Annotated in this window: 23 protein-coding genes and 1 tRNA gene; 12 read left to right on the top strand and 12 right to left on the bottom strand. The window is 66.6% G+C overall.

The genetic code is table 11. The features are described from left to right. Nucleotides 1–384: 384 nt before the first annotated feature. The 6 genes from ACIA76_RS39335 to ACIA76_RS39310 all read right to left on the bottom strand — a co-directional run bounded on the left by ACIA76_RS39335 (nt 385) and on the right by ACIA76_RS39310 (nt 6,189). Nucleotides 385–966: a TIGR03086 family metal-binding protein gene (locus tag ACIA76_RS39335; protein WP_397159912.1), complete on the bottom strand. Its 582-nt coding sequence runs from the start codon at nt 964–966 to the stop codon at nt 385–387. A 112-nt stretch (nt 967–1,078) separates the two neighbouring features. Then, the gene (clpX, locus tag ACIA76_RS39330) at nt 1,079–2,362 is read right to left on the bottom strand and encodes an ATP-dependent Clp protease ATP-binding subunit ClpX (protein WP_397159910.1); all 1,284 of its coding nucleotides are present in this window, start codon (nt 2,360–2,362) and stop codon (nt 1,079–1,081) included. 289 nt (nt 2,363–2,651) lie between these two features. After that, complete coding sequence (locus ACIA76_RS39325) at nt 2,652–3,320, bottom strand: ATP-dependent Clp protease proteolytic subunit (protein WP_397159908.1); 669 nt, start codon at nt 3,318–3,320, stop codon at nt 2,652–2,654. 33 nt (nt 3,321–3,353) lie between these two features. After that, nucleotides 3,354–3,968 carry an ATP-dependent Clp protease proteolytic subunit gene (locus tag ACIA76_RS39320; RefSeq protein ID WP_397159906.1) on the bottom strand — a complete coding sequence of 205 codons (615 nt, stop codon included), beginning with the start codon at nt 3,966–3,968 and terminating at the stop codon, nt 3,354–3,356. A 172-nt stretch (nt 3,969–4,140) separates the two neighbouring features. Further along, nucleotides 4,141–5,508, bottom strand: coding sequence for a trigger factor (gene tig / locus ACIA76_RS39315; RefSeq protein WP_397159904.1), 1,368 nt, complete (start codon nt 5,506–5,508; stop codon nt 4,141–4,143). 111 nt (nt 5,509–5,619) lie between these two features. Further along, nucleotides 5,620–6,189, bottom strand: a complete 570-nt coding sequence (locus ACIA76_RS39310) for an FKBP-type peptidyl-prolyl cis-trans isomerase (RefSeq protein ID WP_397159902.1) — start codon at nt 6,187–6,189, stop codon at nt 5,620–5,622. A 108-nt stretch (nt 6,190–6,297) separates the two neighbouring features. On the opposite strand from ACIA76_RS39310, the gene ACIA76_RS39305 reads away from it, so the two are divergent. The 4 genes from ACIA76_RS39305 (at nt 6,298) to ACIA76_RS39290 (ending at nt 13,578) form a co-directional block, all read left to right on the top strand. Next, the gene (locus ACIA76_RS39305) at nt 6,298–8,778 is read left to right on the top strand and encodes a phosphoketolase (RefSeq protein ID WP_397159900.1); all 2,481 of its coding nucleotides are present in this window, start codon (nt 6,298–6,300) and stop codon (nt 8,776–8,778) included. A 148-nt stretch (nt 8,779–8,926) separates the two neighbouring features. Then, the gene (locus ACIA76_RS39300) at nt 8,927–9,514 is read left to right on the top strand and encodes a hypothetical protein (protein WP_397159898.1); all 588 of its coding nucleotides are present in this window, start codon (nt 8,927–8,929) and stop codon (nt 9,512–9,514) included. A 63-nt stretch (nt 9,515–9,577) separates the two neighbouring features. Next, a complete protein-coding gene (locus ACIA76_RS39295) occupies nt 9,578–11,008 on the top strand; it encodes a 3' terminal RNA ribose 2'-O-methyltransferase Hen1 (RefSeq protein ID WP_397159916.1) in 1,431 nt (476 codons plus the stop codon). Beyond that, nucleotides 11,005–13,578 (top strand): polynucleotide kinase-phosphatase, encoded by a 2,574-nt coding sequence (locus ACIA76_RS39290; RefSeq protein ID WP_397159896.1) that lies wholly within the window; start codon nt 11,005–11,007, stop codon nt 13,576–13,578. The genes ACIA76_RS39295 and ACIA76_RS39290 overlap by 4 nt, the downstream gene beginning before the upstream one ends. 1 nt (nt 13,579) lies before the next feature. On the opposite strand, the gene ACIA76_RS39285 is transcribed toward ACIA76_RS39290, so the two are convergent. The 4 genes from ACIA76_RS39285 to ACIA76_RS39270 form a co-directional block, all read right to left on the bottom strand. Further along, complete coding sequence (locus ACIA76_RS39285; protein ID WP_397159894.1) at nt 13,580–15,058, bottom strand: sensor histidine kinase; 1,479 nt, start codon at nt 15,056–15,058, stop codon at nt 13,580–13,582. 64 nt (nt 15,059–15,122) lie between these two features. Next, nucleotides 15,123–15,590, bottom strand: coding sequence for an NUDIX domain-containing protein (locus tag ACIA76_RS39280; protein WP_397159892.1), 468 nt, complete (start codon nt 15,588–15,590; stop codon nt 15,123–15,125). 21 nt (nt 15,591–15,611) lie between these two features. After that, on the bottom strand, nt 15,612–16,406 hold the full coding sequence (locus ACIA76_RS39275; RefSeq protein WP_397159890.1) for a DUF4389 domain-containing protein: 795 nt from the start codon (nt 16,404–16,406) through the stop codon (nt 15,612–15,614). Nucleotides 16,407–16,475: 69 nt separating this feature from the next. Continuing rightward, nucleotides 16,476–16,552: transfer RNA gene (locus ACIA76_RS39270), tRNA-Pro, on the bottom strand. Nucleotides 16,553–16,789: 237 nt separating this feature from the next. Here ACIA76_RS39270 and ACIA76_RS39265 point away from each other — a divergent pair. Then, nucleotides 16,790–18,319: a tyrosine-type recombinase/integrase gene (locus tag ACIA76_RS39265; RefSeq protein WP_397159888.1), complete on the top strand. Its 1,530-nt coding sequence runs from the start codon at nt 16,790–16,792 to the stop codon at nt 18,317–18,319. Here the strand turns inward: ACIA76_RS39265 and ACIA76_RS39260 are convergent. Beyond that, nucleotides 18,246–18,947: an ImmA/IrrE family metallo-endopeptidase gene (locus ACIA76_RS39260; protein WP_397159886.1), complete on the bottom strand. Its 702-nt coding sequence runs from the start codon at nt 18,945–18,947 to the stop codon at nt 18,246–18,248. The genes ACIA76_RS39265 and ACIA76_RS39260 overlap by 74 nt on opposite strands. A gap of 266 nt (nt 18,948–19,213) precedes the next feature. Here ACIA76_RS39260 and ACIA76_RS39255 point away from each other — a divergent pair, with 266 nt between their 5' ends. Next, nucleotides 19,214–20,011: a helix-turn-helix domain-containing protein gene (locus tag ACIA76_RS39255; protein ID WP_397159884.1), complete on the top strand. Its 798-nt coding sequence runs from the start codon at nt 19,214–19,216 to the stop codon at nt 20,009–20,011. Nucleotides 20,012–20,063: 52 nt separating this feature from the next. Here ACIA76_RS39255 and ACIA76_RS39250 read toward each other — a convergent pair whose 3' ends face one another. Next, nucleotides 20,064–20,435, bottom strand: a complete 372-nt coding sequence (locus ACIA76_RS39250; protein WP_397159882.1) for a helix-turn-helix domain-containing protein — start codon at nt 20,433–20,435, stop codon at nt 20,064–20,066. Between the two features lie 251 nt (nt 20,436–20,686). Between ACIA76_RS39250 and ACIA76_RS39245 the strand changes: the two genes are divergently transcribed. The 6 genes from ACIA76_RS39245 (at nt 20,687) to ACIA76_RS39220 (ending at nt 23,486) form a co-directional block, all read left to right on the top strand. Then, entirely contained in the window at nt 20,687–20,917 is a 231-nt protein-coding gene (locus tag ACIA76_RS39245; protein WP_397159880.1) for a helix-turn-helix transcriptional regulator, read from the top strand. 107 nt (nt 20,918–21,024) lie between these two features. Continuing rightward, nucleotides 21,025–21,312, top strand: a complete 288-nt coding sequence (locus ACIA76_RS39240) for a hypothetical protein (protein ID WP_397159878.1) — start codon at nt 21,025–21,027, stop codon at nt 21,310–21,312. Continuing rightward, nucleotides 21,309–21,437 (top strand): hypothetical protein, encoded by a 129-nt coding sequence (locus tag ACIA76_RS39235; RefSeq protein ID WP_397159876.1) that lies wholly within the window; start codon nt 21,309–21,311, stop codon nt 21,435–21,437. Before ACIA76_RS39240 ends, ACIA76_RS39235 begins: the two co-directional genes overlap by 4 nt. Beyond that, entirely contained in the window at nt 21,434–22,366 is a 933-nt protein-coding gene (locus tag ACIA76_RS39230) for a YqaJ viral recombinase family protein (RefSeq protein WP_397159874.1), read from the top strand. Before ACIA76_RS39235 ends, ACIA76_RS39230 begins: the two co-directional genes overlap by 4 nt. Further along, nucleotides 22,366–23,217 carry a Rad52/Rad22 family DNA repair protein gene (locus tag ACIA76_RS39225; protein WP_397159872.1) on the top strand — a complete coding sequence of 284 codons (852 nt, stop codon included), beginning with the start codon at nt 22,366–22,368 and terminating at the stop codon, nt 23,215–23,217. Before ACIA76_RS39230 ends, ACIA76_RS39225 begins: the two co-directional genes overlap by 1 nt. Beyond that, nucleotides 23,214–23,486, top strand: a complete 273-nt coding sequence (locus tag ACIA76_RS39220) for a hypothetical protein (RefSeq protein WP_397159870.1) — start codon at nt 23,214–23,216, stop codon at nt 23,484–23,486. The genes ACIA76_RS39225 and ACIA76_RS39220 overlap by 4 nt, the downstream gene beginning before the upstream one ends. Nucleotides 23,487–23,503 lie beyond the last annotated feature (17 nt).

Here is a 23,503-nt window from a genome sequence, read left to right as displayed (position 1 = left end):
AAGAGCACTCCCAACAACCCACCGGCTGCGACCACCAGACTGCCGCATCACCGGCAGCCGCGTGAACCCCCGAAGAACATGCGGGCATGACCACTTAGTGCCCCCATGCCTTCGCTCCCGGCCCCCTCACGCCTTCACCCACGGGCTCCGGCACACCATCGCTCATGACCCCGGCACGCCACCCCTCGCGGCTGTGGCAGGCCAACACTCAGGCCCCGGCACGTCACCCCACGCGGCTGCGGCAGGCCAACACTCACGGCCCCGGCACGCCATCCCTCGCGGCTCCGGCATGTCACCGCTCACGGCTCACGGCATGTCATCCCCCATGGCACCGGCACGCCAACGCTCACGGCCCCGGCACGCTTTTCGCCGGGGCACTCGAATTCAGTTGGGCCAGTGGGGTGATCGACCCAGGGCGGTGAGGATTCGGTCGAGCGCGGAGGGCGACTCGGCGGCAGGCAGGGCCGGGGCGAATACCGAGCCCGGGGTCAGACGCATCTCGCCGTCGGGCACCGCGAGGGCGATACTCAGGGCCGGTTCGGCCAGATCCTCGGCCAGGACGTAGTCGAGGTCGAGGGTGCGGGCCACGTCCCAGCCGTGGACCACGTAGTCGATGAGGTGGAAGCCGATGGCCTGATGGCCGGGGGCGGTGAAGCCCTCGGCGGTGAAATCGCGTTCCAGGACACCGGGTTCGGCGAATGCGGAAAGGACGTCGGCCGCGGCATCGGCGTAATCGGCGATCGGATCATCGGCGAGCGGGCCGGGCACCCAGACCGCCGGATCCGCGCCGTTGCCCCGGGCGGCGGCCGCGAAGCCGCGGTGATGAGCGGTCATATGCGCCAAGAGGTCCGAGAGTTTCCAGGCCGAACACGGGGTCGGCCGATCCAGGTCGTCGAGCGTCGCGCGGGAGACGATGACGACGCTGTACTCCACCGCGCGCCTGTTGATTTCACGAATGTCGGTCATGACTTAATCGTATGCTCATGCACATCATATGTCCATGCTTATTATCTGCAGGCGAATACGAGAACGGGCCCGGGAGAACATCTCCCGGGCCCGTGCTGACGAAAAGGTTTCGCTACGCCGACTTCTCGCGACGCTCGGTGCGCGGCATCGGCTTGCGCGGGACGATGGTCGGCAGGACGTTGTCGTTGACCGTATCGGCGTCGACGACCACCTTGGCGACGTCGTCGCGGCTGGGGATGTCGTACATCACCGGCAGCAGGACTTCCTCCATGATGGCGCGCAGGCCGCGGGCGCCCGTACCACGCAGGATCGCTTGATCGGCAACGGCTTCCAGCGCGTCGGTGGTGAATTCCAGTTCCACGCCGTCCATTTCGAACAGGCGGACGTACTGCTTCACCAGCGCGTTCTTCGGCTCGGACAGGATGCGCACCAGCGATTCCTTGTCCAGGTTGGTGACCGAGGCGACGACCGGGAGGCGGCCGATGAACTCGGGGATCAGGCCGTACTTGATCAGATCCTCCGGCATCACCTCGGCGAAGTGATCGGCCGTGTCGATATCGGCCTTCGACCGGACCTCCGCGCCGAATCCGATGCCGCGCTTGCCGACCCGGTCCTGCACGATCCGCTCGAGACCCGCGAACGCGCCCGCCACGATGAACAGCACGTTGGTGGTGTCGATCTGGATGAATTCCTGATGCGGATGCTTACGCCCGCCCTGCGGCGGCACACTCGCCTGCGTGCCCTCGAGGATCTTCAGCAGCGCCTGCTGCACACCCTCGCCCGAGACATCGCGGGTGATCGAGGGATTCTCGGACTTGCGGGCGATCTTGTCGACCTCGTCGATGTAGATGATGCCCGTCTCGGCGCGCTTGACGTCGTAATCGGCGGCCTGGATCAGCTTGAGCAGGATGTTCTCGACATCCTCACCGACATAGCCCGCCTCGGTGAGAGCGGTGGCGTCCGCGATGGCGAACGGCACGTTGAGCATCTTGGCCAGCGTCTGCGCCAGATACGTCTTACCGCAGCCGGTGGGGCCGAGCATCAGGATGTTCGACTTGGACAGTTCCACGGGCTCGCCGCGGCTGTCGCGGCCCTTGTCACCGGCCTGAATGCGCTTGTAGTGGTTGTACACGGCCACAGCGAGCGTGCGCTTGGCGGCGTCCTGCCCGATCACATACTGCTCGAGGAATTCGCGAATCTCGGCCGGCTTGGGCAGCTCGTCGAGTTTCACCTCGCTGGACTCGGCCAGCTCCTCCTCGATGATCTCGTTGCACAGATCGATGCACTCGTCGCAGATGTATACACCCGGTCCCGCAATGAGCTTCTTGACCTGCTTCTGGCTCTTTCCGCAGAACGAGCACTTGAGCAGATCGCCGCCATCACCGATGCGCGCCATCTCGTGGGTCCCTACTTCCTTGTCCGCGTGCAACCGTCTGTCTCGGAAGCCGACAAGCCGCCTTCGAACTACGCTACCCGCCCCACATCGATTGGTGTCGTGTGACGATCGGAATTGCGGGGATTTCGGCGGTTTGTTCTCAGGTCCTTCGACCGTGCCGACAACCATGAGCAAAGGTCCCTAGAGTGACCGTACCCGGTGGATGCGACACAGGTCGACAACTTGGGGCACGTTTCTCACTCCGGGCGTGCCTTCCGTCGCCGAAACGAACGACGGAAGGCGGCGCAGCTCACTTCTTCTGAGCGCTCAGCTTCCGGTAGTCGAACACCGTGTCGATGATCCCGTACTCGCGGGCATCCTCGGCGGTGAGGATCTTGTCGCGATCGGTGTCCTTGCGGATCTGGTCGGCATCCCTGCCCGTATGCCGGGCCAGGGTGGTCTCCATCTGGCGACGCATGCGCTCGATCTCGGCCGCCTGGATCTCCAGATCGGAGACCTGACCCTGGATGCCACCCTCCAGCGACGGCTGGTGGATCAGCACACGGGCGTTGGGCAGGCAGGCGCGCTTACCGGGCGTACCGGCGGCCAGCAACACCGCGGCCGCCGAGGCGGCCTGGCCCAGGCAGACCGTCGCCACGTCGGCACGCACGTACTGCATGGTGTCGTAGATGGCCATCAGCGCGGTGAACGAGCCACCGGGCGAGTTGATGTACATCGTGATGTCGCGGTCGGGATCGAGCGATTCGAGCACCAGCAGCTGGGCCATGATGTCGTTGGCCGAGGTGTCGTCCACCGTCGCGCCGAGGAAGATGATGCGCTCCTCGAACAGCTTGTTGTAGGGGTTGGACTCCTTGACACCGAAGCTGGAGTGCTCGATGAACGACGGCAGGATGTAGCGCGCCTGCGGCCCGGCCGGCGCGACACCGGACAAACCGGCGCGGGGTTCGATGAAGGTCATCTCTTCGTCTCCAAAAGGTCTCGAGTCGGTGAGCTAGTTGGCGGTGCCGTTGGCCTGACCGGCGTGGGCGATCACGCTGTCGATGAAGCCGTACTCGAGGGCTTCCTTCGCGGTGAACCACCGGTCACGATCGGCGTCGGCGGTCACCTGCTCGAGCGACTGGCCCGTATGCAGCGCCTGCAGCTCGTTCAGCTCCCGCTTGGTGTGCGCGAACTGCTCGGCCATGATCGCGATATCGGCGGCCGAACCACCGATACCCGCGGACGGCTGGTGCATCATGATCCGCGCATGCGGCAGGGCCGAACGCTTACCCTTGGCGCCCGCGGTGAGCAGGAACTGACCCATCGACGCGGCCAGGCCCAGGCCGTAGGTGGCCACATCGGGCGCGACCAGCTGCATGGTGTCGTAGATCGCCATGCCCGCGGTCACCGAACCGCCGGGCGAGTTGATGTACAGCGAGATGTCGCGAGTCGGATCCTCGGCAGCCAGCAGCAGGAGCTGGGCGCACAGCTTGTTGGCGATATCGTCGTCGACCTGAGTTCCCAGGAAGATGATTCGGTCGCGCAGCAAACGCTCGAACACGGAGTCGCTGAGGTTGAGACCAGCGGTCGCGGATGTCATGACCGGCCCTGCCTGATTGATTGTCACGGATACCTGCCCTCTCTCACCGGCTCGGTGCTAGCTAGCACGGCCTTATCTGATTCGCTGACACAAACCCTAACGAAGCAGGGCGGCACCGAACTCCCGGTACCGCCCTCTCTTCGCTTACAGCGCAAACTCGGTAACTACCCATGGACGTTCGCGCAGTTGATGCATGAAGTTACTCGGCACTCGCCTCGACGGCGGCCGGTTCCTCGGCTTCCTCGGCCGGGCTGCCGAACATCTCGGCGGTGTCGACCGTGTTGCCGGCGGTGTCGGTCACCTTCGTCTGGCCAACGACGGTCGCCAGCGCCTTGCCGCGGCGCACATCGGCGAATACCGCGCCGAGCTGACCGGCCTGCTGGACCTGCTGGATGAACTGCTCGGGCGACAGGCCGTAACGCTGGGACTGGAACAGGATCCGCTCGGTGAGCTCGTCCTGGCCGACCTGGGTGTTCTCCTTCTCGGCGATGGAGTCCAGCAGCAGCTGGGTCTTCACCGACTTCTCGGCGGACTCCTTCGCGTCGGAGTCGAACTCCTCGCGCGAGGAGCCCTCCGCCGCGAGCGCCTCGGCGAACTTGGCCTCGTCATGGTCGAAACCGTGCACCGCGTCATGGGTCACGGCGTCGATCTCGGCCTGCACCGCGCCCTCGGGCAGCGGGATCTCGGTCTGCTCCAGCAGCGCCTCGAGCACCTTGTCGCGGATCTCGCCGGCCTGCTGCACCTTCTTGGCCTGCTCCACGCGGCTGCGCAGATCGGTCTTCAGTTCCTCGATCGTGTCGAATTCGCTTGCCAGCTGGGCGAATTCGTCGTCGGCCTCGGGCAGCTCGCGCTCCTTGACCGAGTTCACCTTCACGGTGATCACGGCCTCCTTGCCGGCGAACTCACCGGCGACCAGGGTCGAGGTGAAGTCCTTGGACTCCTCGGCGTTCAGGCCGAGCAGGGTCTCGTCCAGGCCCTCGATCAGCTGGCCCGAGCCGACCTCGTGGGACAGGCCGGAGGTGGCGGCCTCGGTGACTTCCTGGCCGTCGACGGTGGCCGAGAGATCAATGGAGACGAAGTCGCCGTCCTGCACCGCGCGCTCGACGTTCTTCAGAGTGCCGAAGCGCTGGCGCAGCGACTGCAGCTGCTGGTCGATGTCCTCGTCCTCGACCGCGATCGGATCGACGGTGACCTCGATGCTGGAGTACTCCGGCAGGGTGATCTCGGGACGGACGTCGACCTCGGCGGTGAAGGCCAGCTCCTGGCCGTCCTCGATCTTGGTGATCTCGATCTCGGGGCGGCCGATGACCTTCACGTCCGAGGCCGTCACGGCCTCGCTGTAGCGGGCGGGCAGCGCATCGTTGACGACCTGCTCGAGGATCGCGCCGCGACCGAGGCGGGCCTCGAGCAGCTTGGCCGGCGCCTTGCCCGGACGGAAGCCGGGGATGCGTACCTGCTTGGCCAGCGCCTGGTAGGCCCGCTCGAAGTCCGGCTTCAGTTCCTCGAAGGGCACCTCGACGTTGATGCGGACCCGGGTCGGGCTCAGCTGCTCGACGGTGCTCTTCACGGACATGCTCCTTGTTCGTCGTTCTCTACGGTTCTCTGGTTGACGTCGTCGGTTCCCCCCGATCACATCCGTTCCAGGCTAGTCGACCTGGGTTCGGCGGCTGTAATCGGCTCAGCCGACCTTCACGGCATCGGTCACGAAGACCAGCGTCTCGTTGGGCTTGATGCCGTTACCGCCCTGTCCGTAGCCCAGATTCGGCGGGATGATCAGCAGGCGCCGGGTCCCCTGCTGGACTCCGATCAGGCCCTGATCCCAGCCCGGAATGACCTGACCCGAGCCGAGGGTGAGCGGGAACGGTTCGCCGCGGTCGAAGGAGCTGTCCAGCTTCTTATGGTCGGACCAGGTGACGAGCGTGTAGTTCATCGTCAGCTTCTGGCCCGCGGCCGCGCCCTCGCCGCTGCCCACGACCAGATCCTTGGTGATGAGCTGCTTGGGCGGATCGCAGTCCTCGGGAATGGTGATGACGGGCGCCTCACCGAATCCGCCGGTGGTCTTGACGTCGTCGGCGGTGCATTCGCGCCCGTGGCTCGCGGGCATGGCGGCCGCGGTCTGATTCAGCGCCCGCGATGTGGTGGGCGAGGGCGACGATGAGCTCTTGTCGCCGCCGCTGCCGCAGGCGGTGAGCGCGACGGTCGCCGCGGCGAGAACGGTGGAGCCGATGATCCTGGCCAATGTGGTCATGCGCGGCACCCTATATCCACACTGCCGCAATCGCACTGGACCGGTAACCTGACTGGCGAGGCACACGATGGGCAGGCACTACGCGACGACCTACGGAGGAGTTCGCGGATGACCCAATTGGCAAGTGCCGGTGGCGATACCTCGGCCGACAATGTCGACCGCTCCGCCGGTGAGACCGTTGCCCCCGAACCGTACCGACTCGGCGATGCGCCCGGCCCGCTCGCCCGCGACGAACTCGCCGATCTGGACGCCTGGTGGCGGGCGGCGAACTATCTGGCGGTCGGCCAGATCTATCTGATGGCCAATCCGCTGCTGCGCACGCCGCTCGAGCCCGAGCACATCAAGCCGCGACTGCTCGGCCATTTCGGCACGGTGCCCGGGCTGAATCTGGTGTGGGTCCATGCCAATCGGGCGATCGCGGCGCGCGAGCTCAGCGCCGTCTTCGTCGCCGGACCCGGACACGGCGGGCCCGGGCCCAATGCCTGCGGCTGGCTGGAGGGCACGTATTCCGAGCTGTACAGCCATGTTTCGCGCGATGCGGACGGGATGCGGGAGTTCTTCCGGCAGTTCTCCTTTCCCGGCGGGGTGCCGAGCCACTGCGCCCCGGAGACGCCCGGCTCCTTCCACGAGGGCGGCGAACTCGGCTACTCGCTGCTGCACGCCTACGGTGCGGCGCTGGACAATCCGGATCTGACGGTGTTCTGCGTGATCGGCGACGGCGAGGCGGAGACCGGTCCGCTGGCCGGGAGCTGGCATGCGAACAAGTTCCTCAACCCGGCCCGGGACGGGGCCGTGCTGCCGATCCTCGCGCTCAACGAGTACAAGATCGCCAATCCGACGCTGCTGGCACGGATTCCGGAGAGCGAACTGCTGTCGCTGTTGCGCGGGTACGGCTACGAGCCGATCGTGGTGGCCGGGCGCGATCCGGCGACGGTCCATCAGGCCATGGCCACGGCGCTGGACGGCTGTCTGGACCGCATCGCCGATATCCAATCCGCCGCCCGATCCGGCCGCGACGACACCCGGCCGTTCTGGCCGATGATCGTGCTGCACACGCCGAAGGGCTGGACCTGTCCGCCGAAGGTGGACGGCGAACAGGTCGAGGGCACCTTCCGCGCTCATCAGGTGCCGCTGCCGAACGCGCGCAACGACGCGCGCCACCGCGCCGTACTGGAACAGTGGCTGCGGTCGTATCGGCCGGAGGAGCTGTTCGACGAGAACGGTTGTCCCACACCGCGACTGCTGCGCCTGAATCCGAGCGGCGAGCGGCGGATGAGCGCCAATCCGGTCGCCAACGGCGGCGCCCTGCTGCGGGATCTGCGGCTGCCCGACTGGCGCGACTACGGCGTCGAGGTCACCGAACCGGGCGCGAGCACCCACGAGGCGACCCGGGTGCTGGGCGGCTGGCTGCGCGATGTGACGGCCGCCAATCCGGACAACTTCCTGCTGTTCGCCCCCGATGAGTTGGCCAGCAACCGCCTGCAGGATGTGCTGGAGGTGACCGGCCGCGACTGGCAGGCCGAAATCGGCGAGTACGACGTGGATCTCGATCGCACCGGCCGCGTGATCGAGGTGCTGTCGGAGCATATGTGCCAGGGACTGCTCGAGGGCTATCTGCTCAGCGGCCGACACGGGGTGTTCACCTGCTACGAGGCGTTCATCCACATCGTCGACGCCATGTTCAACCAGCATGCGAAGTGGTTGGACGCGAGCGCTCAGGTGCCGTGGCGACGACCGATCCCGAGCCTGAACTACCTACTGTCCTCCCATGTCTGGCGGCAGGACCACAACGGGTTCACCCATCAGGATCCGGGCTTCCTGGACGTGGTGCTGAACAAGAAGGCCTCGATCGTGCGGGTGTATCTGCCGCCGGACGCCAATACCCTGCTGTCGACCTACGACCACTGCCTGCGCTCACGGCATTACGTCAATGTCGTGGTGGCGGGCAAACAACCGCAACAGGATTGGCTGTCGGTGCCCGAGGCCACGACCCACTGCGCGCGCGGCGCGGGCATCTGGGAGTGGGCGGGCAACAACGACGAGCTGGGCACGACCCCGGATGTCGTCATGGCCTGCGCCGGGGATGTGCCGACGCTGGAGACCCTGGCGGCCACGTCGATCCTGCGGAAACGACTGCCGCAGCTGCGGATTCGGGTCGTCAATGTGGTGGATCTGATGCGGCTGCAGCCGAGCGACGAACATCCGCACGGACTGCCCGATCCGGAGTTCGACACGCTGTTCACCGCCGACCGGCCGGTCATCTTCGCCTTCCACGGCTATCCGTGGCTGATCCACCGGCTCACCTATCGCCGGACCAATCACGACGGGCTGCACGTGCGCGGATATCAGGAGAAGGGCACCACCACAACGCCGTTCGATATGGTGATGCTCAACGATCTGGACCGCTATCACCTGGTCATGGACGTCATCGATCGGGTGCCGGGGCTGGGGACCCGCGCGGCCGGGCTGCGCCAGGAGATGGTCGATGCCCGGCTGGCCGCGCGGTCCTGGACGCGCGAGTACGGCGAGGACATTCCCGAGGTCGCCGACTGGGCCTGGCCGTATCCGCGGCGCCGATCGACCGAATGAGCCGTCCCCCAGCCTTTTAAGGGCTGGACCAACGATCGGTTGGTCACTCGTATTAAGAATGAACCTTCTACAGCAAAAGGTCTCGGTCGGCTATAAGCTCCCGTTCGTACCGCAGGGCATGACGGTACGGATGAGGGATGGATATCGCATGGAGCTGCGTAGTACCGGCATCGTGACCCCGGCTGCCCGGCCGGTCGACGCGGCCGCCACCGAAACGATCTCGTTCGCACTGCAATTCACCGGCTACCTGTACGCGGTCGGGCTCCGCGACGCCTTCGCCGATCTGATCGCGCGGCACGAACCGCTGCGCACGATCGATCCCGACCGCGCGCCGCTGGTGCTGGGGCCCGCCGCGGCCCCCGTCCCCGATCTGGTGCCCGTCCTGGTGCCGCGCACCGAATTGGCGCGCGCCGTCGAGGAATTCGTCGCCCACGTGGGAGAGCCCAGCACCGCCGCACCCGTCCGGGCGCGGTCGTTCCGCATCGTCGGACACCCCGAGGACACCCCCGAACATCTGCTCACGATCGTGGCCGGCCGGCACACCATCGATCGGATCTCCCCCGCGCGCCTGGCCCGCGACCTGATGACGGCATACTCCGCGCGACGCCGGAACCTGCCCCCGCGCTGGGATCACCCGCGTCCGCACCATCACCTCTCGGTCCACGAACTACAACGGGTCCAGTTGATCGAACCGCATACCTTCGACATCCTCACGCAGCTGCCGACCCCCGCTTGATGGGCGATTTGGGGTAATTCGGTTGCCCGGACGGGTTCGGCGGGCGACCATCGGGCTGTGTTGATGATGATCACCTGCACTCGACCGGACGGTGCCGAGTGGGTTGCCGCGGACCTCGGATTCTTACTGCACAAGAATCCGGGACGGGTGCAGGTCTTCGAACAGTCCTACGGATCCGCCCATGTGGTCTATCCGGAGGCCACCGACGAGCGGTGTACCGCGGCACTGCTGCTGGAGATCGATCCCGTGCGCCTGGTGCGCGGGAAGTCCGGCGGCGCCACGGAATTCAGCCTCGGACAGTACGTCAACGATCGGCCGTACGCGGCCTCCTCGCTGCTGGCGGTGGCCATCTCCACGGTGTTCGGCACCGCATTGCACGGGCGTTGCGCACAGCGGCCCGAGCTGGCCGAGACGGCGCTTCCGCTGCGGATCGAACTGCCCGCCGTGCCGTGCAAGGGCGGCCTCGAACTCGTCGAGCGGCTGTTCGCGCCGCTGGGCTGGCAGGTCGCCGCGACGCCGCTCGCGCTGGATCCCGCCTTTCCGGACTGGGGCGAATCCCATTACGTCCGACTGGAATTGACCGGGACCATGCGGCTCGCGCGGGCCCTGACCCATCTGTACGTCCTGCTGCCCGCCCTCGACGGCAGTAAGCACTACTGGCTGAGCGCCGACGAGATCGATAAGCTGCTGCGCGCCGGCGAGGGCTGGCTGTCGGCACATCCCGAACGGGAATGGATCACGCGCCGCTATCTGGCCCGCCGCCAGTCCCTCGTCCGCGTCGCACTCGCCCGCCTCGCCGAGATCGACGACGCCACCCCCGAACAGCTCGACGCCGTCGAGGAGGCCGTCGACGAGCACGAGCCGGCACCGAAGACACCGCCGCTGGCGGTCGCCCGGAGGGCCGCCGTGGTGCGGACGCTGCGCGAACTGGGCGCCCGGCGGGTGCTGGATCTGGGCTGCGGCGAGGGCGCGCTGCTGCGAGAACTGGTGGAACACCGGGAATTCGGCGAGATCGTGGGCGTGGACGTATCCGTGCGGGCCCTGCGGGTGGCGCAGCGGCGCATGGAGCGGCTGCCCGCCTGGATGGCCCAGCGGGTCCACCTCCACCAGGGCGCGCTCACCTATACCGACGCCTCGTTGCGCGGCTTCGACGCGGCGGTGCTGATGGAGGTGATCGAACATATCGATCCGCCCCGGCTCGCGGCCCTCGAACGCGCCGTCTTCGGCGCCGCCGCACCCCGCGCGGTGCTGGTGACGACGCCCAACGGCGAATACAACACCCTCTACGAGAGCCTGCCCGCCGGGCGGTTCCGCCACACCGACCACCGATTCGAGTGGAGCCGAGCCGAATTCGGCTCCTGGGCGCGCGCCGTCGCCGACAACCACGGCTACACGGTGCGATTCGAGCCGATCGGCCCGGCCGACGATCGGCACGGGCCGCCGACCCAGATGGCGATCTTCGCCCGCGACGCTCGGGAAGGAGAGCCGTCATGACCGAACTGTCCATCCCGGAGCTGTCGCTGGTCACGCTGGTCGGATCGACCGGCTCGGGTAAATCCACATTCGCGCGCAAGCACTTTCCCGCCACCGCGATCGTCTCCTCGGACGCCTGCCGCGGCATCGTCAGCGACGACGAGAACGATCAGTCGGCCACCGAGGACGCCTTCGCACTGCTGCACCACATCGTGGGCGTGCGGCTGCGACGCGGGCTGCGCACGGTCGTCGACGCCACCAACGTGCAGTCCATGGGACGCCGGGAACTGGTACGGGTGGCGCGCGAACACGATGTGCTGCCCATCGCCATCGTGCTCGACGTACCCGATCGCATCTGCCTGGAGCGCAACGCGAATCGGCCCGACCGCGCCCATCTGGGCCACCACGTCGTCGCCCGCCAGCAGCGCGAGCTGCGGCGCAGCCTGCGCTCGCTGGAGCGGGAGGGCTTCCGCAGGGTCCACGTGCTGCGCGGGGTCGCCGAGATCGAGGCGGCCACCCTCGTCGACGAGAAGGCCTGGAACGACAAGCGCGAGCTGACCGGCCCGTTCGACGTCATCGGCGACGTCCACGGCTGCCGCGCGGAGCTGGAGAGCCTGCTCGACGCCTTGGGCTACCGGCTGCTGCGCGATGAGGCGGGCCGCCCGGTCGACGCCCGGCATCCGCAGGGCCGCACCGCGGTCTTCGTCGGCGATCTGGTCGACCGCGGTCCGGACACCCCGGGCGTGCTGCGCCTGGTCATGGGCATGGTGACGGCCGGAAACGCGTTGTGCGTCACCGGAAATCACGAGAACAAGCTGGTGCGCGCCCTGGACGGTAAGCAGGTCCGCATCGCGCACGGCCTCGCCGAATCGCTGGCGCAGCTGGAATCCGAGCCCGAGGCGTTCCGCAAGGCCGCCCACGAATTCTGCCGCGGACTGGTCAGCCACTACGTGCTCGACGGCGGCGCTCTCGTGGTGGCCCATGCCGGTTTGAAGCAGGAGTACCACGGTCGCGCGTCCGGCCGGGTGCGCTCGTTCGCGATGTACGGCGAAACCACCGGGGAGACCGACGAATACGGCCTGCCCGTGCGCTATCCGTGGGCCGAGGACTATCGGGGCCGGGCCACGGTGCTCTACGGCCACACCCCGGTCACCGACCTGCACTGGATCAACAACACCCTGTGCCTGGACACGGGCGTGGTGTTCGGCGGGCGGCTCAGCGCGCTGCGCTATCCGGAGCGCGAACCGGTATCCGTCGCGGCACAGCAGGTCTGGTACGAGCCGGTGCGCCCGCTGCGGGCCACCACGATCGTCACCGCCGAGGGTGTGGTGCGGCGCGATCCCGGCGTACTCGATCTGGACGATGTGCTCGGCCGCCGCGTGGTGGAGACCCGCCATTTCGGCCGGGTGGGCGTGCAGGAGGAGAATGCGAGCGCCGCCCTCGAGGTGATGAGCCGCTTCGCGATCGACCCGCGCTGGCTGATCTACCTGCCGCCGACGATGTCGCCCTGTGCCACGGCCGAATCCGGTGCGCTGCTGGAACATCCGGCGCAGGCGTTCGGCTACTACCGGTCCGAGGGCGTCGACGCGGTGGTGTGCGAGGAGAAGCATATGGGTTCGCGCGCGATCGTGGTGGTCGCCCGCACCGCGCAGGCCGCCCGGGACCGCTTCGGCATCGCCGACGGCAGCACCGGCGCGATCTACACCCGCACGGGCCGCCCGTTCTTCGACGATCCGGACCGCACCGAGGCCCTGCTCGCCCGGCTGCGCGCCGCGGCCGAATCCGCCGGACTGTTCGACGAATTGGGCACGAGCTGGCTCGCGCTGGACGCCGAACTGCTGCCGTGGTCGGCCAAGGCCATGGGGCTGCTGCGCGATCAGTACGCCGCGGTCGGCGCGGCCGCCCGCGCGGCACTGGGCGCGGCCACCGAGGTGCTGGCGACCGCCGCCGCGCGCGGCCTGCCGGTCGACGAGCTGGCCGCCCGCACCGCGCGGCGCCGCCGCGACGCCGACGCCTTCACCGCCGCCTACGGCCGGTACTGCTGGCCGGTGGACGGGCTGACGGGGCTGCGCCTCGCACCGTTCCAGATCCTGGCCGCGGAGGGCGCCAATTACGCCGTGCGCGACCATGATTGGCATCTGGAGCGGATCGATGCCCTGGTCGCGGCCGATCCTCGGCTGTGCACCGGAACACGCCGGATGACCGTGGATCTGTCCGCACCCGATGCCGAGGCCGCCGCGACCGCCTGGTGGACGGAGCTGACCGCCGCGGGCGGCGAGGGCATGGTCGTGAAGCCGCGCGCCTCGCTGGTTTCGGCGAGCGGCACCCGCAGGCTCGTACAGCCGGGCGTGAAATGCCGTGGGCCGGAATATCTTCGGATCATCTACGGCCCGGAGTACCTGCACCCGGATAATCTGGCGCGGCTGCGGATGCGCGGCCTGGGCCGCAAACGCTCACTGGCCCTGCGGGAATACGCGCTCGGCCTGGAGTCGCTGGACCGCTTCGTCACCGGCGAACCGCTGTGGCGGGTGCACGAGGCCGTCTTCGCCGTGCTGGCACTGGAATCGGAACCGGTCGATCCGAGGCTGTGAACTAGCCGGCCCCGCGGGGCAGCACGACGGTGAAGGTGGCGCCCTGACCCGGCGCACTGGTCACACCTACCCGGCCGCCGTGCGCCCACACCAGCGCCTGCACGATCGACAGCCCCAGCCCGGTGCCGCCGCTGGCCCGGGTGCGGGAGCTGTCGGTGCGGTAGAACCGCTCGAAGACCCGTGCGGCGGCCTGTTCCGACAGGCCGGGTCCCTCGTCGATCACATCGATGCGCACCTCCTCGACGGCCGGGGTGAGTCGCACGGTGATCGGCGTGCCGGTCGGGGTGTGCGAGACCGCGTTGCCGACGAGGTTCATCAGCACCTGCCGTAACCGGGCGGCATCCCCGAACACCTCCAGAGTGCCCGCGCCCGGGGCGATGTCGAGGGCGATGGGATGGGCCTGCTGCGCCATCGCCCGGGCGCTGTGCACCGCCTCGCCCGCCAGCGACAGCAGATCCACCGGCGAGCGCTGCAGCGGCCGCTGCGCGTCGAGCCGGGCGAGCATGAGCAGATCCTCCACCAGCACCCCCATCCGGGCGGCCTCGGCCTCGATCCGCTCGAGCACCTGCCGTGGATCCTGGCTCGCCCCTTGCCGATACAGCTCGGCGAAGCCGCGGATGGTCGTCAGCGGTGTGCGCAGCTCATGGCTGGCATCGGCGACGAATCGGCGCATATTGGCCTCCGAGCGCCGAGCGGCCTCCTCCGAGGCCTCGGTGGTGGCGACCCCGTGCTGGATCTGGGCCAGCATCGCATTCAGTGAGCGCGCGAGATGATCGACCTCGGTCTCCACGCCGCGCACCGGCACCCGGCGGTTCAGATCGCCCCCGGCGATGGCCGCGGCGGTCTCCTCCACCTCGCGCAGCGGGCGCAGACTGCGGCGCACCACGAAGTAGCCCGCGACACCGAGTAGCAGCAGCGCCGCGACGCCGGTGGCGGTTTCGAAGATGGCCAGCCGCGAGACCGTATCGTTATTGTCGGTGAGCGGCAACGCGATCACGGTGGAGCCGTACTTGTTGGCGACCGTCAGCACCCGCCACTGCGTGACCCCGCCGTCGGCCGAATCGACCGTCGCGGGTCCGGAGCCGTTCAGCTCGGTCAGGTCGGGCGCGGATTGGCTCTTCTGCTCCAGATAGACCTCGCCGTCGGGCAGACTGCGCAGTTCGTAGAAGCGCCGCGGCTGCTGCTCACCCAGCGTTCCGGATGTCGGCAGGGGGCCGGACATATCGGTGGGCACCAGCCGGGGACCCGTGGACGTCTGGACCCGCTTCATCTGATGCGGTTTGGCCCAATCGCGCGCGGCATCGTAGAGCTGTTGGTCGATACGGCCGGTGAGCGATTTCGACAGCGCCGAGGTCACCGCGAAACCCGATGCGGCCAGCACGATTCCGGCCAGGCTGACCATCGCCAGGACCAGGCCGACGCGCAGCGGTATGGCCGCCACCCGCCGCCCGATCCCCGCTCGGGCCGCCGCACTGATCATCTGTCCATGTGTACCGCCGCGCGCTGGGAGTGGGCTGGCCGGAACCTGGGTGTTTCCTGAGTGCTCAGTCGGCGGCCAGGAGTTCGACGAGACGATCGATCAGCGGGCGCTGACCGGCGGACAGCTTCCCGCGTGCCACGGCCGGATCGAACCAGTCGGCCCGGTCGATCTCCGGGAATCGCCGCAGCCGCCCCGACCGCGGGGGCCATTCCATCTCGAAGGTCCCCGGAATCACCTGTGCGGGATCGAGATCGCCCGCCACCGCCCAGACCACGAGCTGTTTGCGCCCGCTACTGTAGCGAACCTCGCCCAGCGGCAACCATTCTCCGGCCGGAACCGCCACGCCCAGCTCCTCGGTGAACTCCCGCGCCGCGGCCGCGCGCGGCTCCTCGGCCCCAGGTTCGTACTCCCCCTTGGGGATCGACCACGCGCCCTCGTCCTTGCGCGCCCACAGCGGACCACCCATATGCCCGAGCAGCACCTCGACCTCGGTCCGCCGCCGATAGACCAGAACCCCAGCGCTGTATCGCATATCGGCAGTCTGCCGGACGATTCAGCGGGCCGAATGCGCGACGATCTCCGAGGAGGTGTCGTCGTCGTTATCGGTCGAGGACACGGTGGTGCTGGTCACATCGGCGATGATGCCCAGAATCAGGAATACCACCACCAGCACTCGGCCCGCGGTGGACACCAGCAGCGGGCGGGTCGGCGAGACCGGCGCCTGTTCGGACGCCGGGGCGCGGTCACCGAACAGCCCCCACGGATAGGCCGGGGTCAGCAGCAGGAAGTAGGCCATTGTGCGCGCATGGATGCGCAGTCCCGCGGCCGACGCCTCGAACAGCGGCCGCGGCTGGCGGCCGAGGATCAGCGTGACCAGCCAGACGATCAACGCCACGGTCGACCATCCGGCGTACAGCAGATTGGTCACCACCAGCATCGGCAACGCCAGCAGGAAACGGAACAGCACGGCCAGCCGGTTCAGCCCGGTGGGCGCGGGAAACCACACCCGCACCGGATACGTCACCGGCGCGGTGTCGAAGGTGAACGGCGGATACACATCGACCAGCAGCAGCACATACGAGACCACCCGCACCTCATAGGCCAGGATGCTGCGCAACAACTCCCCGCACCATTCGGGCAACCGCCCGAGCACCAGCGCGCCGAACCACCCCACGATCACCACCACGGTCCCGGCCACCTGCAGCAGCCACACCGCGATCAACTGCGGAACGGCCAGTAGCAGACGCAGCAGAACCGTCCACCGCCGCTGCGGTTCGGGCGCGAACACATCCAGCTCAACGGGCTCAGGGGATTCGGCAACGATCAATGGCTCGGGCGCGACTGTCATGCCCACCGACGTTAAGCAATCGATCGGCAAATGTGGTCGCCACACGCCGAGACATGATCATCAGAAATCTGGTCGGGGTGACAGGATTTGAACCTGCGACCGCCCGCTCCCAAAGCGGGTACGCTACCAAGCTGCGCTACACCCCGTAATGCATCCCTAGGGATCAGAGCGGGCGACGGGAATCGAACCCGCACCATCAGCTTGGAAGTCTGACGGTGTGTACGATCAGACCTGCGAGTTTGCTGAAAAACCCCAGGTAGAGCGATTTCTCATTATACCTCGTTATCCCCGGTTATTCCGCATACCGCACCACCGCCCACACCACAGATCCCACCGTCTGAGGCCGCCACCTCTTCGGCTGGGAAGCCCCGAAGGAACCACGAATGTCGAACGAACGCGGCGAAGGCAAGATCCGCAAAGAGACCCGGACGCGCAACGGGAAGACCGAGACCTACTGGGTCTGGACGATGGAGATCGGCGTCAAGCCCGACGGCACGCCGGAACGGATCGTCCGCCGCCGGAAGAACAAGGCCGATGTCGTCAAGGCTCGCCGTGAAGTGCTGCTCAAGATGGAGCAGGGCGAACAGCTGCGCAAGGACACCACGACCGTCGAGGCGTGGCTGAAGTACTGGCTGGAAGAGATCCAAAAGCCCTTGATGCGCCCGCGCGTCTGGCGCGGACTGCGGTCGAACCTCAAGTGCAACGTCATTCCGCACGTTGGGCGGCACCTGCTGCAAGATCTGGAGCCGCAGCACATCCGGTTCATGATCAAGGAGATCTTGAAGTCCGGCCGGTCGCTGCGTACCGCCGAGATCTCCTACAACAACCTGAACAAGGCGATCAAGGACGCCATGAAGGAGCCGAACCTCGGCCTGAAGACGAACGTGCTCTCGATGGTCAACCGGCCGAAACCCAAGTCCAACAGCCAGGACACCGGCGCTCAGAAGGCCCTGCCGACCGGCCACGGCCGCCAGCAGAAGCCGCGCAAGGCGCTCACATCCCCCACTGCGCGCGCAGTGATCAGCACATCCGTCGAAGTCCGTGACCCGCTCGCAGTCCGCTGGGCCATGGCGCTGCTGACCGGCGTCCGGCAGGGCGAATGCCTCGGCCTGACCCTCGATGCCATCAACCTCGAAGAGGGGAAATTCGACCTCTCCTGGGCGTTGCAGGAGATCCCGCTCACTCGCAAGCCGGACGGGAAGCGCTGGACCGGCGACGTCTACCCGCTGGAGGCGTACGACATCGCAGAGGGATTCGAGATCCGACCCCTGTACAAGGCGATGTGCCTGGTGCGACCCAAGACGAACGACTCGCAGCGAATGACACCGATCCCTGAACCGCTGCTGATCCTGCTGCGCGCCCACGTCAAGACCATGGCACCGAACCCCTGGGGGCTGCTGTTCGTGGCCCCGCCGGGGCAGAAGCTCGTGAAGCCGGGCACACCGATGCGACCCAAGCTGGACGAGAAGCTGTGGGCCGAAGCGCTGAAGCGCGCTGGCGCACCGGACGTCGTGCTGCACGCGGCGCGGCACACCACCGCCACACTGCTACTGGAAGCGGGCGTACCGGAGGACGTGCGTATGGCGATCATGGGTCACAGCTCCGCCGCCGTACAGCGTGGATACGCGCACGCCGATATCGGGGTGAAGCGCGCCGGCCTGTCCATGCTGGACGACCTGATCGACGCCGAGGTCATCGAGATCTGGGAAGGCGAACAGCCCGCCCTCGAAGCGGGCTCGGCCGAGGTGGTCGACGCCGAATTCGACGATGACGAATTCGACGATGACTACGACGGCGAGGACTTCGAGGACGAGCTGTTCGAGGACGACTACGCGGAAGTCACGCCACTACCGCAGCCGCGGGCGGTCCCTGCTCCGGCCGATTGTCGCTACGTCGTGTTCCAGTCCGCCTGATCTCCAATGAGGCCGGGCCACTCGCGGATGACTTCGCGAGCTGGCTCGGTCTCGGGGACGGCAGGGAACCCTTCGAGGGTGTCAGGGGATCCGCAGGCGCAGATGTTCCGCCGGGTAGAGCATCGAGCAGCACGCACTGAGGAACGGTGCGGGGTGCGAGCTGTGGCCAATCGAGCCGGAGGGCGGTCAAGCCCCGTACCTGTTCCCAGTACTCGCGCGGCACGGATGACAGCGCGGCGGCCAGGAACCACACACTCAGCCCGAGGTAGCTTGCAATTTGCGAAGCGTTGGTCGAGACGCCGTTCAAGAGCCGTGCAAGCTTCGAGGGTGGGAGAATCCACTCCGTCGACAGCTGTGTGGCCTCGCGCTCTTGCCGTGCTGCATGGTCGGTGTTCCCGTCGCTCGAAACGTGTCCCAGGTGGAGATGGGCGAGCATGTGTACGGCCTGTAGCTCCTGCTGTCGGAGCGGCAATTTGGAGTCGATGAGGATCGTGTGGTCTTCCTTGATGTACCAGGATCGCCCAGCAGGTAAGTCATGCGCTGCGACTATTAATCCTGGTAGATACAGGCGGGCCAGGTGATGGTAATCCGCAAGTAAAGCCCCCACATGCACGGGGTAATCCTCCATTGCTTCACACTGGTCAGTCGACCAGTGCTGAGGCGTCGATCCGGATACAACATGATCGACCATGCGAGCCGCAAGCACCTGTCGCGCCCTGGCGGACCTCCCGACGAGGTCTACCGCGTTCGCATGATCTCCAACTTCCGTGCGTGTTGCTCTGCCATAGCTCCGCGCGCAGCAGTCGATATGTCATAGGTTCCGGCAGGCCAGGGCATTCGTCAATGGACCTCGCACCAAAAGTGCGGGACACCTCTTACCCAGGATGGATACAGATGAAACCTGCGCGAAAGAGCGCAGCTCAGCGGAAACCTGCGCGGAACAACACCACCGTTCGGCTTGGCCAGTACATCAAGAGCGCCAGAGAGAACCGGGGCCTGACTCAGCCGCAGCTGGCCGCCCGCACCACAAAGACGGTATCGGCGCTACAGAAGGTCGAAAGCGGGAAACGCGCTCCAAGGCTCGACTACCTCACCGAACTGTTCGACGCCCTCGGAGTCGCGCACAGCTACCGGGAACTGCTGATCAACGGCCTGTACCCCGGCCTGCTCGGCCGGCTCTACGGACCGTCGAAGCGTCCTCTCACCGACCGTGACCGGGCATACCTTCAAATCATCAACGCCCCGGCCGTGTACCTCTACTTCCCGTCGGGGGACATCGTCGGAACCACTGAAGCATGGTCACGCATCCTTCCGGGTGCGCATAGCGGCGACAACCTGATCGTATGGTTGTTCACCAGCCCAGTGGCGCGACGAGTGCTCGTGGACTGGGAGGACATCGCGCACGCCTTCGCGTTCGCGCTGCGATGGCTGGCGCCCAGTGCGATCTCCGCTACCCGAATCGAGGAGCTTCGCGCGATCTGCTCAGCAGCCAATCCTCACTTCGACAAGATGTGGGCGACCAGCATCTCCGCCCCAGGCAAGCCCATTACGCAGATACGGGTCCAGCCAATCCCAGGCGGGGGAATCCTCGCCTTCGACATCCAGGTCGGACAGCACTCCTACCCAGGGCGCCGCGACTGGATGATCTACACCCTGATTCCGGCCGTTGACCAGGGCGCTGCAGCTGCCTGATTGATGCCGCTGTGACGGAGCCCGACGCGGGGAAGGCGTCGGGCTCCGCGGCTTATGCCTCTGCCGCCTTCTGCGACTTGAGGAACGCGACGTACGAGCGCACCTTTTCGATGTCATCGGTCGTCAGTCCGGCGAAATCAACCGGCTCGAAGGTCACCTCATCGGGGATGTCGACCATGGCCGGATCGAAACCCGCTGCCACCAGTAGCTCGTCTCGGGACAGGCCGAGGGCTTTCGCGATGTGGGCGACCGTCTCCGGTGTGGTCTTCACGGGGAAGGTCTGCTGCCGGATTACTTCATATCCGAGTTCAAGCTGTCGCCACCGCGCCTCGCTGATCCCCGCTCGTTTGGCCGCCTCACGCTTCGACAGGCCGGCGCTTTCCCGCGCCTCCTGCACCAAGCGGCCGAACTCCCATTGCTCCATAGTTCTAATAGTCTGGCCTGCGCAGTATCGCGAAGTAAAGGCGAGTTACCTAAAATTTTCGTAAACTGCGCGAACAGTGCGCGGCAGGTCTGGCACAGTTTTGGGGTCTGACCGGGTCTTTGTTTGGTCATACCTGGTCTTACGGGCTTGCACTTCGCAGTCACTGCGCATATGATCTTTACGTCGCCGCAACACACGGAATGACGAATGCACCACATCGTGCGCCGCCACGCACGCCGAGAGGAACCGACGTGTCCAAGAAGGCTGAACGCCAAGTAATCCCGCTGAATCAGCGCCTGGCCCTGACGGTCCAAGAAGTCGCTGACATGACCGGATTCAGCTACCCATTCATCGACCGGCAGATCGCCGCAGGCAACCTCACCGCCTGCGCGCCGGGCGGCGACGGCCGCTCCAAGCGAGTGCGCCCCGCCGACGTCGACGAATGGCTCAGGGCAAATCTCTGGGAACCACTGAGCGCCTAAGCGTCTCTCACCAGCCAAAACCACCCCAAAAATGGGGGCGGCCGACGCTCTCCCGCCAGAGAGATAACGCGCCGGCCTGGTTGCACCCGAAAGGAACCATCCACCAGATGCAGGACAACAGTACCACCCTCAACGACGCCATTGCCCAGCTCAACGAGCGGGCACCGCACATAGTGAACGGCCATCCGCTGTGGAGCCTGACAAGCAGATCGTTCGGATTCGAGATCCACCTTCACCTGTCCGACGAGTACGCCGAACTCGACGGAGTCTCCACCGCCGGTGACGTCTCCTGGGTCATTTTCGACGGCCCCGAGCCCGTCGACGCGATCAAGAAGGCCATCGACGAGCTCGACAACCTCAACGTGCAGCTCGCCGCGAAGGCAGTTGCGGCGTGAGCGACCTCAGCCGAGAACCATTGCACACCAGCGTTTCCCACCTCATCATTGCTGCCCTCATCACCGCGCTCGCCGTGACGTGCATCGGCATCGTGTGGTTGGCCCGCGTCGGACTGCTCGGATGACCGGCGTCGAGGTCGCAGCCCTGCAGCCCGGTAGCGCCCGGTGGTCGCGCAAGATCACCGCGTCCAAGATCCCCGGCATCTTCAACGCCAGCAAATTCAGTTCGCCCACCAAGGAGTTCCACCTCCTGCGCCGTGAGATCGACCCTGACCCGCCTAACGACGCCACCGAACGCGGCAACGATTTCGAGGAGGTCATTCTCCGCCGATTCTTCCGCCGCCACCCCGAGCTACGCCAGTGCGGCACAAAGACATTCAGTCGCCCCGGCCTGGAAGAGTGGGCCGCAGCGAATCCGGACGATATCGCCGTCAACGACCGCACCGGCGAGACATACGGCATCGAAGCCAAGACCGACGGGCGCGGCGACTACCAGTGGGGGCCACCCGGCTCCGCCGAAATCCCCCTCGGATACTTCCTACAAGTCCAGTGGCAAATGCACATGTCAGGGCTCCGCAAGACGTACGTGGTGTGCCTGGGGCCGTTCTACGACGAGAACGACTACGTCATCCACTACGACCCCGAGCTAGCAGCAGCGATCGAGGCTCACTGCGCCGAGTTCTACCGCAGCGCAATGGACCCGAACGGGCAGCCGCCGGAGGTCGACGGACACGGCGAAACCTACAACGCCATCCGGCGCGCGCACCGCGATATCGACCGCGACTGGGACTGGGAGGTGTCGGTCGAGCTGGCCCGCGAATTCGAGGCCGCCGTTCATGGCGCGGACGCCGCCGACGAAGCCCTGAACCTAGCTCGGTCCAAGCTGCTGCGCGTTATGGGCAATGCCCGCCGCGCCGTGGTCGGCCACGGCAAGAACGCCCAGACCGTCGCTACCCGCCAACCGACGAAAAGCGGTGTGGCCCTTTATAAGTTCCGCAAGCCCATTGATTGGCACGCCGCCACGTTGCCGCCCCACCCGAAAGGAACCACGTAATGCCGTTCACCCCGGCTCAAGTAGATCAACTCCTCGCTGCCATCAATCCCGTTCGAGTGATGAAGGACGGCAAGGGGAATTCCCACCTGCCCCAGCAAGACGTCCTCGCACACCTCATCCGGATTTTCGGATTCGGAGGGTTCGACTACGAAGTCATCTCTCTGGACCTGATTTTCGAGCAGCAGCACGTCAAACGTGACGGCACTCGGCCCGACAACCGCTACGACGTCTGCTACAAGGCATTGATGCGGCTCACCGTCCGAGACCCGCACGGCCAGGTGGTGACCCGCCTTGAAGACGGATCGACCGGCGACGCATCGAACCAGTCACGCGCCGACGGCCACGACCTCGCGATGAAGTCCGCAATCAGCCTCGCCAAGAAACGCTGCGCAATCGCGCTGGGAGATCAGTTCGGTCTCTCCCTCTACAACAAGGGTCAGTTGTCAAAGCTGGTGGGAAAAACGCTGGTCCATCCCGGCAAGGTCGATACACAACAGAAGGACGTTCAAGCCGACGTCCCCGAGTCGAAATCGCTAGGGATCGATGAGACCGAGCGCGAGCGGCACATCAGCGACGACGCGAAAGCCGCGGAACCTCAACCCGAGTCGAAGCCATCCGGCCCGCCATCGGTCGCCGACCGCGCACGGGCCGCTGTCGGCCGCCAGACGGGCAGAACAATCACCGAGGAGGACTGCGCCCAGGCTCTACGGGTCGCGATCGACGCCGCGATCACCAAGGAGACCCTGCAGGAGATCTGGAAGTCCGCTGCAGACCTGCCACCGGCCCTGTGCGAAGAGCTGCGCGAACGGACCAAGGCGAGAGCCGCCGCGCTCACCGAGGTGGCGGCGTGAAATCTCCTACCGCCCACATGAATTGCGGCACCAATGCCGGTTACTACCGGCATTACCGGCGACACGAGCGCGCATGCGAATGGTGCAGAGATGCGCACAACGAGTCCGCCCGCCAGCGCCGCCGCCAACGGCAGGTCAGCGTAGATGCCCATCTCTTCGCCGCTGTGTACCTCGACACCACGCCCGCCCGGCAGGTGGAGGTAGAGGCAGCGCTCGGCCGCGCCGCGATCGACCGGCTCGTCGAACGATTCGACCGCGCCGCAAGGTAGCCCGCTCCGCGTCTGAT

It is taken from the genome of Nocardia sp. NPDC051570 (assembly GCF_044454005.1).
Taxonomy (GTDB): Bacteria; Actinomycetota; Actinomycetes; order Mycobacteriales; family Mycobacteriaceae; genus Nocardia.
This window is presented reverse-complemented; position numbering and strand designations above follow the sequence as displayed.